This window comes from Shewanella sp. Isolate8, from assembly GCF_022398495.1.
Lineage (GTDB): Bacteria > Pseudomonadota > Gammaproteobacteria > Enterobacterales > Shewanellaceae > Shewanella > Shewanella aquimarina.
In genome coordinates this window covers 395604-407255 of record NZ_JAKEVI010000002.1, presented here as the reverse complement: position 1 = coordinate 407255, position 11652 = coordinate 395604, and the positions used below count along the sequence as shown (strand labels likewise).

9 protein-coding genes are annotated in these 11652 nt (G+C 55.2%); 8 read left to right on the top strand and 1 reads right to left on the bottom strand.

The window, feature by feature from the left end; translation table 11 throughout:
* Positions 1 to 597 precede the first annotated feature (597 nt).
* The 8 genes from fusA (at position 598) to L1D43_RS11035 (ending at position 9729) form a co-directional block, all read left to right on the top strand.
* A complete protein-coding gene (gene fusA, locus L1D43_RS11070; protein ID WP_239851587.1) occupies positions 598 to 2646 on the top strand; it encodes an elongation factor G in 2049 nt (682 codons plus the stop codon).
* A 157-nt stretch (positions 2647 to 2803) separates the two neighbouring features.
* Entirely contained in the window at positions 2804 to 3145 is a 342-nt protein-coding gene (locus L1D43_RS11065; protein WP_041509252.1) for a cupin domain-containing protein, read from the top strand.
* Between the two features lie 96 nt (positions 3146 to 3241).
* Positions 3242 to 4072, top strand: a complete 831-nt coding sequence (locus L1D43_RS11060; RefSeq protein ID WP_239851586.1) for an outer membrane lipoprotein-sorting protein — start codon at positions 3242 to 3244, stop codon at positions 4070 to 4072.
* 39 nt (positions 4073 to 4111) lie between these two features.
* Entirely contained in the window at positions 4112 to 5344 is a 1233-nt protein-coding gene (locus tag L1D43_RS11055) for an ABC transporter permease (protein WP_239851585.1), read from the top strand.
* The gene (locus L1D43_RS11050; protein WP_239851584.1) at positions 5331 to 6596 is read left to right on the top strand and encodes an FtsX-like permease family protein; all 1266 of its coding nucleotides are present in this window, start codon (positions 5331 to 5333) and stop codon (positions 6594 to 6596) included. The genes L1D43_RS11055 and L1D43_RS11050 overlap by 14 nt, the downstream gene beginning before the upstream one ends.
* Before the next feature lie 51 nt (positions 6597 to 6647).
* Entirely contained in the window at positions 6648 to 7331 is a 684-nt protein-coding gene (locus tag L1D43_RS11045; protein WP_239851582.1) for an ABC transporter ATP-binding protein, read from the top strand.
* A 19-nt stretch (positions 7332 to 7350) separates the two neighbouring features.
* Complete coding sequence (locus L1D43_RS11040) at positions 7351 to 8664, top strand: hypothetical protein (RefSeq protein ID WP_239851580.1); 1314 nt, start codon at positions 7351 to 7353, stop codon at positions 8662 to 8664.
* Positions 8665 to 8778: 114 nt separating this feature from the next.
* Entirely contained in the window at positions 8779 to 9729 is a 951-nt protein-coding gene (locus L1D43_RS11035) for a 4'-phosphopantetheinyl transferase superfamily protein (protein WP_239851579.1), read from the top strand.
* A gap of 466 nt (positions 9730 to 10195) precedes the next feature.
* On the opposite strand, the gene L1D43_RS11030 is transcribed toward L1D43_RS11035, so the two are convergent.
* Complete coding sequence (locus tag L1D43_RS11030; RefSeq protein ID WP_239851577.1) at positions 10196 to 11386, bottom strand: alginate export family protein; 1191 nt, start codon at positions 11384 to 11386, stop codon at positions 10196 to 10198.
* Positions 11387 to 11652 lie beyond the last annotated feature (266 nt).

Genomic DNA, 11652 nt, shown 5'->3' with positions numbered 1-11652 from the left:
CCTGCAAAATGCCGCGTTGTCCGTCCGAACTGACGTTAATAGAGCAGCAGACTACAGTAGCTTGCTGGGCAATACAATCACCTGGGACTTAAAAGTCATTGATGCGTGCAATTTTAGCTTACGTATGTTCGCTATTTGTGATGGGCGTTAGCTAAATTAACCCTGTGAGTTAAAGCGTGATCTCGATCAAAAGCAAGGCAGGGTGACAGGCCTATACTGGTTGTTAACAGACTAGGGCCTGTTGATCTTTAGCGTTCACTTTTGCAGCATTCTGCATCGCTTTTATACAAGGCAGAGCGATTGTCATGTAGTGCACTACATCAATGAGCGATAACGCAGTAGAAAATTGATACAGACGCTGCCCGTAGGGTTCGTCTTGAGCACGTTCAACTCTTTGTTACTCGGCTTTTATATAGAATAACTATATCTCAAGCCGCGATTTGAACGTGCTCAATTAGAACAAAATTTGCTCTCAAAAGGTCAACAGGCCCTCATTACAACACTTTGTTTTTGTTTGCAGCTAACACGATTTTGAGTGGTAGGTAATGAGGTCGTGGTGCTGTTACCTCTTGATATGACAGATCAAAGGAGGCCGATATGGCTGAGTTTACCACGGAGCAGATCCGGAATCTGGCGGTGCTCGGACACACTGGGGCGGGGAAATCCACCCTGTTAGAGGCATTGCTGTTCCAGGGCGAGGCGATCGCTCAAAAAGGCAGGGTGGACAAGGGCACAAATCATGCTGATTTCACTGCCCAGGAAAAAGACCATCGACATAGCCTAGAACCTTCCTTCCTCAATCTCGACTTCGACAATCATCATATCAATTTCATCGACACCCCAGGTCTGCCCGACTTCTTCGGTCGTGCGCTGTTGCCCTTGAGCGGTGTTGAGTCCGTGCTCCTGGTGATCAATGCCGCCACCGGCATAGAGACCATCACCCAGCGCGCCTTCGAGGCCGCCAGAGCCCAGGGCAAGGTGGTGTTGATCGCCATTAACCATATCGATGGTAACGGCGCCAAGCTGGCAGGCCTGCTCGATGAGATCCAGACCAAGTTTGGCCATCGCTGCCTGCCGGTGAATCTGCCAAACGCCGCCCTGGACGATGTGATCGACTGTTACCTGCATCCCCAGCCCGAGCTACAGGGCGAGGCCCTGTTTCACGATGTGGCCTGCGCCCGCGACGAGCTGGTCGATACCGTGCTTGAGGAAGACGATGAGCTGATGGCCCTCTATCTGGAGCAGGGGGAGAACCTGACTCCCGAGCAGCTGCACGCGCCGCTTGAGACCGCATTGCGTATGGGACACCTGGTGCCAGTGTGTTTCACCTGCGCCGAGCAGCAGGTGGGGATAGGTGCGCTGCTTGAGCTTATCATCAAGCTGAGTCCCAACCCGTTAGAGGCCAATCCGCCGCAGTTCATCAAGGGGCTGGGGGAGTCGGCCGTGCCTGTGGATGTGACTCAGTCCAGTGACGATCACGCCCTTGCTCATGTGTTTCGGGTGGCCATCGACCCCTTCTTCGGTCGCATGGGTGTGTTTAGGGTCTACCAAGGCACTATCTCGTTGGGGATGAAGCTGTTTGTCGGCGATGGTCGCAAGCCCATCAAGGTGGGCAACCTGTTTAAACTGCAGGGGGACAAGCAGATCAGCGTGACCTCGGCGGTGCCCGGCGATATCTGCGCCATCTCTAAGGTGGATGAGCTGACAGTGGGCGCCGTGCTGCACGACAGTCACGACGAAGATGAGTTCCACCTGCCAGAGCTGGTACTGCCTCAGCCTATCTTCGGCCTGGCGGTGTCGGCCAAGCGCCGCGGCGATGAGCAGAAGATTGCCGAGGTGCTCAACAAGTTGGTGGTGGAAGATCCTAGCCTGCATATCGCTAAGAACGAGGCTGAGGGGCAGACGATTCTACAAGGCCAGGGGGACCTGCATCTGCAGATCGCGCTGGAGAAGGCCCACGACCTCTTCAATGTGGATATGGAAACCGATGTGCCCGCGGTGGCCTACCGGGAAACCATCACCCGCAGCGCCACGGCGCGCTATCGCCACAAGAAGCAGTCTGGCGGTGCCGGTCAGTTTGGTGAGGTGGAACTCACCGTCGAGCCGCTGCCGAGAGGGGCTGGATTCGAGTTTGTCAGCAAGGTGGTGGGGGGCTCGGTGCCGAGTCAATATATTCCCGCGGTCGAGAAGGGGGTGAAGGAGGCGATGATTGGCGGTGCCCTGGCTGGCTTCCCGATGCAGGATGTGCGCGTCTCCCTGCTCGATGGTAAGCACCATAGCGTCGATTCCAAAGAGATCGCCTTCGTGATGGCGGGTAAGAAGGCCTTCTTAGATGCGGTGCACGAGGCCAACCCTGTGATCTTAGAGCCCATCGTCGAGATGCAGGTACAGGTGGCTCAGGAACATGTGGGTGACATCACAGGCGATATCAGCGCTAACCGCGGCATCATCTGTGGTACCCAGGCTCAGGGTAATGGCAAGGTAGAGGTAGAGGTCGAGGCGCCACTGGCAACCGTCGATGACTATTCGACCCGGCTGAAATCCCTCACAGGGGGCGACGGTCAGTTTGCCATGACCTTCAGCCGCTACGATGTGGTGCCGGACCATGTGCAGCGGGAATTGATCTCGGCGGCTAAGGCGCATTAAAGGCGTACTGCATTAAAGGCGTATTAATGGCTTAGGCCTATGTAAGTAAAAAAGGAGAACCCGTTTCTCCTTTTTTATTGCGCCCGGTCCGTATCGGCATTAGCTTGGTGTCATTTAGAACTTGGATCCATAAAGAGCCATTAGGGAGAGAGCGGGGATGACGTCGATAAGTCGGGAAAATGCCGAGCATTATCTGTGGGGTGACAATTGCGATGGCTGGCATCTGGTGAAAAGCCAGGCCTTAAGCGTGATCCAGGAGCGGGTACCCGTGGGCTGTGGCGAGCAGCGCCACTATCACGGCGCGGCGGAGCAGTTTTTCTTTATCCTGTCGGGTACGGCGCTGCTGGAGGTAGAAGGTACTGAGCATAGACTCACGGCCCACCAGGGGATGCATGTGGCACCGGGTCAGGCTCACTGCCTGCGTAACGGCGGCGAGCAGGTGCTGGAGTTTCTGGTGACCTCGACGCCACCGAGCCATGGTGACAGGGTGAATGTCTAAGCGTAAGCATTTGTATGTTTCCTTTTTAGACAACAGGTTATAGGCTAGAGTTTAAGTGGTTAGCCTAGCATTTACACATCAACAGGGGACGTTGACATGCAAGCAGTAAGACCTTGGTTAGTCGGCATCTTTGGCCTGGCGCTGGTGTGGACGACGCCGCTATTTTTCTCCACAGAGGCAAGGGCGGTGGAGGCTATGGTTGTGGAAAAGGCGGCAGGTGAGGAGGCCGTCTCCGCCGAGCAGGCGCGGGAGATAGTGCGCCGCGCCGACGAGCAGATGCGCGGCCAGTCCAGCTATGTGGTGGCCACCATGAATATTGTGCGTCCGGACTGGACGCGCTCCATGAGCATGAAGAGCTGGACCAAGGGACAGGAGCTGTCGCTGGTACTGGTGACGGCGCCGGCGAAGGACAAGGGCAGTGTGTCTCTCAAACGCTACCGTGAGATGTGGAACTGGGTGCCCGCCATCGAGCGCATCATCAAGATAGCCCCCTCCATGCTGAGTCAGTCCTGGATGGGCTCAGACTTTACCAATGATGACCTGATCAATCAGTCCTCTATCGTGGTCGACTATCGCCATCAACTGGTGAAGCACGAGGCGATAGAAGGTGACGACTGTTTCGTCATCGACGCCATCGCCAAGCCCGATGCGCCCGTGGTCTGGAGCCGCATCCGTTTGTGGATCTCCTCCAGTCACTACCTACAACGCCGGGCGGAGTTTTTCGATGAGTTCGACGAACCTGTCAATACCCTGACCACCTCGGATATACAGATGATGGGTGGGCGCATGCTGGCCACCAAGATGGTGATGAGCCCCGCCGATAAGCAGGGCCAGCGCACCGAACTCATTACCCATGAGGCGGCATTTGATTTCGACATAGGCGACGATTTCTTCTCGCAGCAGCAGATGAAGGCGCTACGGGACTAATCTTGGATTTACCCTTTGGCACAAGGATTGGGATGAGGCATGTTGATTAAGCTGGCGTGGCGTAATCTCTGGCGGCAGAAGCGGCGCACCCTGCTGACCGCCTTCGCCCTGGCCTTGGCGCTGTTTCTGTCCCTCTTTATGCGCAGCATGCAGGAGGGCAGTTACGAGCACAACATCGACAACAGTGCCCGTTTCTCCACCGGTCTCATTCAGCTGCAATCGCCCGAGTATGCCACCACAGAGAGCATAGAAGACTTGCTGCCCGGCGATGATGAGTTTATCGCCAAGGCAAAAGGCCTTGCCCACATCAGCTACGCTCTGCCCAGAATCGAATCTTTCCTGTTGGCTTCTAGCGAGGAGCGATCTAAGGGCGTGGTGGTGTACGGCGTGCGTCCCCAGCTTGAGAATGACTATTCAGGTATCGCGGATAAGCTGGTGGCGGGCAGTTACCTAAGCCCTGGTGCTAAGCAGGTGCTGCTGGGGCAAGGATTGGCAGAGTATCTCAAGCTGGGTGTCGGCGATGAGCTGGTACTCTATGGGCAGGGCTATCACGGTCAGACGGCGGCCGGTGTCTACCCCATTGCCGGCATACTGCATTTTCCCCTGGCGCAGCTGGATAATCAGCTGGTCTATATGCCGCTCGGCACGGCCCAAGGCTTGTTTTCAACCGGTGAACAGGTGAGCTCCTGGGTACTGCATAGCGACAACTTAGGTGAGGTGGCGCCTCTGACCGAAAGACTTTCTGCACTTTATGGTGACAGGGTCAAGGTGCGGGACTGGCAGTCGCTGGCCCCTGAGATGGCGCAGCAGATCGCCCTGGACCGGGCTGGCGGCCTGTTTATGATCTGCCTGCTCTATCTTATCGTCGGTTTCGCCCTGTTTGCCACCATCTTGATGATGACGCTGGAGCGCAGGCGGGAGTTTGGCGTCATGCTGGCGACCGGCATGGCGCGCCTGACCTTGCTGCGCCTGGTGATGATCGAATCCTTGTTGATCGCCGCATTGGGGACGGTGCTGGGGCTTGGAGTCAGCAGCGTGGTGATAGGTTACTTCTATTATCACCCCATCTCTCTGACTGGCGAGACCGCCAAGATGATGCTCGAGATGGGCTGGGAGCCTGTGATGCCGATGAAGGTGTCGCTGGCGCTGGTGCGCAATCAGGTGTTAATTATCCTCAGCTTGATGGCCCTCTGTCTCTGCTATCCCCTGTGGCGCATCCAGCATCTTGTGGTGGTTGCGGCGCTCAAAGGAGGCGATGATGACCAAGGATAATTCTGGCTGGCATCCGCCCATGTTGGCCCTTTTGGCCTGGCGCAATCTGTGGCGTAACCGGCTGCGCACCAGCATCATGGTGTGTGCCATGGTGTTTGGCCTGGTGGGCGTGGTGGTGATGATAGGCTTCATGACAGGCATGTACGCCAACATGATAGATAATGCTGTCGCCTGGCAGACCAGCCACCTGCAGGTGCATAACAAGGATTATCTGCTCGACCCGGCTATCAATAGCCGGATACGCGCGCCAGAGCCCGTGCTGGCTAAGCTTAGTGAGATCCCTGAGGTGCAAGGTGTCTCGGCGCGCTTTGTGGTGCAGGGCATGCTGGCCTCGCCCCGGGCGAGTCGTGGCATTCGCATCAATGGCGTCGACCCTGCCGCCGAGGCCAGGGTGACGCCCATCGCCGACAATATCACCCAGGGTGGCTGGCTAGAGGCCGGTGGACGCCACCCCATAGTGATCTCGGAGAAAACGGCGAGCCGCCTCAAGTTAAGGCTGGGCTCCAAGGTGGTGCTTACCTTCAGCAACGCCGATAAGGCGGTTAGCGGCGCGGCATTTAGGGTGGCGGGCCTCTATCGCTCCCCCTCCAGCACCTTCGATGAGGCCAATGCCTATGTGCGCCGCGCCGATCTGACCGCGTTGGCGGGGCTGGATGGCGTGCATGAGATCGCCATTCGCCTGACAAAGAGCGACAGCCTGGACAATAGCCGCGCCAAGGCGCTTGCCAGGAGGTTGTCGAGCGTGCTGGCGCCCCAGGACAGGGTGCGAGACTGGCAAGAGATCCAGCCCCTGCTGGCCACCATTATCGCTCAGATGGACACCAGCAACGCGGTGATTCTGCTGATCTTCATCTCGGCGCTGGGGCTGGGGATCGCCAACATCATGTTGATGGCGGTGTTTGAGCGTACGCGGGAGTTTGGCGTGCTGATGGCCATCGGCATGGTGAAGCGCAAGATACTGGGGCTGATCCTGCTGGAGTCTCTGCTGCTTGGACTGACGGGGGCGCTGCTGGGTCTGCTGCTGAGTGTGATGGTGATTACTCTGCTGGGCGAGACAGGCATTCCCCTTGGCAGCATGGCCGATGGACTCGGCGCGTTTGGCGTATCGACCACCCTCTATCCTCAGGTCGCTCTGGCTCAGTATCTTCTGACCCTGGCGATGGTGGTGGTAGTGAGCTTGCTGGCTGCCCTCTATCCGGCGCGGCAGATCATCAAGCAGCGTCCGGTGGATGCCATGGCGCAGAAGCATTAGGTTGGGGGAAATTTGGGTGAGACTCATTAGAGAAAGGAGTCAGCGTATTTCATGACCATAGCGATTCAAGCACTAACTAAGATCTATAACCCCGAGAGTGACTTTCCGGTGGCCGCGGTAAAATCGCTGGATCTCACCATAGCCCAGGGAGAGTTTGTCGCCATCATGGGGCCTTCCGGGTCGGGCAAGACGACGCTGCTCAACATGATAGGCGGAATAGATAGCCCGACGAGTGGCGCCGTGTTGATTGACGGTGAGGATATCACCCGACTGAGCGAGCAGGCGCTGATCGCCTTTCGCCGCGACCATGTGGGTTTCATTTTCCAGGACTACAGCCTGCTGCCCGTACTGACGGCGCTAGAGAATGTAGAGTTTGTCATGCAGCTACAGGGTCACAGTGAGGCAGAGTGCCGCGAGCGCGCCATGGCACTGTTGACTCAGGTGGGGTTGACCGACCAGAAGGACAAGATCCCTGCCAAGCTGTCGGGTGGCCAACAGCAGCGGGTTGCGGTGGCGCGTGCCCTGGCCCCGAGACCCAGATTCGTGATGGCTGACGAACCGACGGCCAACCTGGATGCCAAGAGCACCGCCGAGCTTTTAGATATCATGCAGAGCTTAAATGAGCAGGAGGGCACCACCTTTATCTTCTCGACCCATGATCCACGGGTGATCGCCAGAGCCAAGCGGGTGATAGTGTTTGAAGATGGCCGCCTGGTCGAGGATCGCCGTCAATGAATCGGGCGGCTGAGTGCTTATGCTAAGGCCATGCTTGGCTGCCGTCGTCTGCCTCTTCGCGGCTCAGTCGAGCCTAGTGGCATTAGCTTCGCCCATTCCCGGCGTTGCGCCCGAGCAGCCCTGGCAGGTCAAAGGCTATGTGAGTTATCTGGGCTCTTTGGTTGCGCCAGAGCAGGGCGACAAGTTGTGGGACGGCCTGCTGCATAATCGTATCGATGCCGAGTATCGCTGGAAAAGAGTCAGGGTCAACGTAGGGCTGCGCAATCGTCTCATGGCGGGTGACACCACCAGCCTGCCGGGTTATGGCGAACTAGTCTCGAGGGATCCTGGCTACTGGGATCTGTCTGCCAACTGGCTAGAGAGTGGCGACTGGATCGGCAATAGTCAGTTAGATCGTGCCTACCTGAGCTGGCAGTTTGCTGACAAGTGGGAGCTAACCGCAGGCCGCTTTAGGGTCAACTGGGCCATGAGTACCCTTTGGAACCCCAATGATATCTTCAACGCCTATTCCATCTATGATGTCGACTATCCAGAGCGCCGGGGCGTCGATGCCATTAAGCTTAGCCATCAACTGGGTTATGCCAGTCAACTGGAGCTTGTCTATAGCCAGGGGGATGAAGGGCTAACCACAGCCACTGATCGTACTAATCGCCAGTATGCCGGACGCTATCTCGGGCATAGCGTTCTTGGCGATGACATTTTTGGCTATAACCTAGGCTGGGATTGGCAGCTGATCATCGGCGAGACCTGCGATGACAGGGTGTTCGGTGGCGGGTTTGCCGGCGATCTTTTTGGCGCCGGGCTACGGGGCGAGTTGAGCTATTTTGACCCTATCTATGATTCGGGAGGAGCGAGGCTTTCACCTGAGTTGAGCGGGCCACAGATACTTATTCAGATCCAGACTCAGGCTCAGGATAAAATGCAGCCACAGGCGCTGAGGGCCAGCACAGTGGCGACGCTTGAGATGGATTACAGCTTCGCCAGTGATGTCAACTGGCGCGTACTGGGCGCCGCCCTCTATATCTCGTCGCCCCTGAGCGCCGACAGTGCCTTACTCTATCTTAATCTGCCGCTTTCGGCGCGTACCCTGAGCTTTACGACCTGGACCTATTATCTGGATGTCGGCTTTGACATCACGCCCCTCAGCCGCCTGAGCAGCAATGCCAGCTACTATGATGATGGCTCCTTCTTTGTGGGCGTCACCTATCAGTATTCGCTGGCAGACGATTGGCAGCTTAGCCTGATCGCACAGCGCTTCGATGGCTCGACTGCGAGCCTCTTCGGCCAGTCGGCGTCCACCTTAGGCTATCTGCAGCTCAAGTGGAGCTTTTAGCTGGTTTGCATCGGAGCTAGGTTTCAAAGAGAGGCCTATTTTAGCGGCTCAGGTGGTGCTCCTAGGCCGTCGATGGTAGGCTTGGCCAACTTATCAAGTAGGACATTAACCGAGTTGAACAAGGTCACTGGGGACGCTATTCCCGTACATCTCTATCTCTGCCCATTGAATTTGCCCGGTTTCAGCGCCGAGCAGCAGGCGCGCCTGCTTGACACCCTGCCGTTGGATGAGCAGCAGAAAGTGACGCGTTATCGAATGGCGTCCGCCAGAGAGAAGGGACTCTTGGTCAGATGCTATCTGCGCCTGCTGCTGTCGCAGGCCCATGAGCGCCTGAATGGTGAAGCCGGTGATCTTATCGCCCCCACAGAGTGGCGTTTCGATTATCTGGATAAGGGCAAGCCTGTGCTGAGTAAGGCGCTTTTTCAGCGCAGCCGTCTGGTGTTTAACCTGAGTCACAGCGGCGATTATATGCTATTGGCGATCGCTCGATTGCCCAAGACGCTAGCATTTAAGCCGTTAGCGTCTAAGTCCTTAAAATCAGCAGCTTTAGGGTCAGAGCAACAGGTCTGGGCGCTGGAACTGGGCGTCGATATCGAGCGTCTACGCGTCAACACCAATATTCACGCCATCCTAAACCATTACTTTACCCACCAGGAGCGAGACGCCCTGCTGGCCTTGCCACCTGAGCGGCAGCGTCTGCGATTCTTTGATCTCTGGGCATTGAAAGAGTCATACATCAAGGCCAAGGGGTTGGGGCTGGCACTCTCTCTCAAGTCTTTCTATTTCGCCTTGAGTGATGCCCCGCATCAGGCGCTAAATTTTAATGGCTCAGCGGCCCGACAAGCCTGGATAGAAGAGGCTGTGAGCCTGTTTCTCGTCGGAGAAAATGCTGACCAAGCCGATGCCAGCGACAGCCAGCAATTGGCTCGGCCTGCCGCTGGCTGGCAAAGTATGCTGGGGCAACTCGATGATGAGTATCGTTTTGCGCTGAGTCTCTCCTCGACACAGCCTCTGGCGTTACGTTGTGAGATGGTGAGTGCGCAGGCCTTGTTGCTGGCCGAATAGCTTTTATTCTTAGCTCTAGGGTCTGTTTATCTTTCAGGTTTAATTTTTGTTCGATCTAAACGCATTTTGCTCAAGGCGCATGCTGTGCGGCATAGTTATTCTATGTAAATAGCAGGCAACAAAGGGCAAGGCGCGTTTAGATGAACCCTTCGGGCAGCTTTTGTAGGCCATTTCTACGGCGTTATTGCCCGCTCATGTAGAATAACTACAATACACGGACTCTGCCTTGTATAAATCACCTTCAAACTGCTGCAAAAATAAACGGCAAAGATCAACAGACCCTAGGATATAGTCTGGGTTTATTAGGCTTTGATAGAGTGAAGCAGCCTGAATCGACAGCGGTAGACAGAAAAAAGCAGGAAAACCAAGGTTAAAATTGGCATTCCTGCAAAGCTGTTGCAATTCAGGGAGTACTAGCGCCTATCGCCCGCCTTGGGCGATAGGAAATTGGCTTAGTACTTCTGATTTAGTACTTTGCCTGGAAGGTTAGCCATAGCTTGTCTGTGTCGTTAGAGAAGGCGTAACCCTCATCGGCACCGCTGAAGCTGGCATATTTCAGACCCACGCTATAGTGGTTGGCGAAAGGATAGGTCGCCGATACGCCCCATTCCTTACCCATGTCGACATCACCATAGTCAGAGTCAAACTTGTGATACTTGGCGAGGAGTTTCAGGCCCGCAACCTTTGCGGTCACAATAAGATGAGTATCTACGATACCGTTTTCCCAGTTGCCCTTACCGCCGAAGAGGAACTTATCTGTCCAGCCGTTAAAGGCGTGCAGAGTCGCCAGTGGCGTGATAAAGCCAGCCTTACCATCGTCTGAACCCAATACTTCGTAGCCCACTTTAGCGCCGAATGCGTCGAAGTTAACCCCAGCGCCTAGCTTGTAGTATGAGGCCGAGTAACTTACAGGGTTGTCGCCCGCTTCAGACTGCTGGGCATATTCTGCCTCATAGTTGAACTTAAGTTTATCTAGCTTGATGTCGCCGGTCGCGCGCACACCATAGGTATCGGTCGAGAAGGCGGCAACATTGACGTTATCGATCAGGTAGACATAACCGCTGAGCTTAACGAACTCTAGCCCTTTGTAGTTAACGTTAACCAGGTGAGTCTCGTTCTTGTGCTCGTCTTTGCCCGAACCTTCGGGGAAGATGCGATTAACGTTATTCACATAGGCATAGTAAGCTGTGAGTCCTTCAACGGCGGTATTTTTTACCGAGAAGGCGTCATAGGTCTGCTCATTTTGACGGAAGCCTACACCACCGACGAAGCGTTGGTTATCGAGCAAGATACGTTGGCGACCATATTGAGCCAGGGTGTTAGCCGGGCCTCGATAACCGATGAAGGCCTGATTGATCTGGGTATATTCGTAGTCGGCAATGAGAGGCTCATCATCGGTAGAGCGCACATCATCCACTTCTGCCAAGGCAAATAGATTATAAATATCACCGGTTTGATAGGTCAGGCGGGTACGCAGTGTGGTCTGATTTTGCTCGTCGACATTGGCGACATCCACATCTTCATAGCGCAGGCGAAATTGTACGTTTACCTTAGAATCGTCGATAAAGGCCTTCTTCAGCGGATCGACGCTCTCTGTCGCAAGGGCAGAGGCGGATAAGCTGGCAAGCACGGCAAGGCTGAGGGCATGAAGTTTCATTAATTGTGATCCTTTTGTTTGGTCATTGCTCACCAGCTGTTATAGGACTGCAAAAGGATCAATTTGTTGATCTAAAACAATGTTACACGGTGATTAAGTTTTTGTGTCAATAATTGTGATTAAGATCATGAGCTTATACTAATTTAGAGGTATCTCTAAAGTAGTATTTTTAGTTAATACTTAATAATATTTTTTGCATTAACCGGGTTGAAGGGATAAACGCCAAACCGGCTAAGTTTGGCGTTTGGTTAAATCAAGTTAGTAAG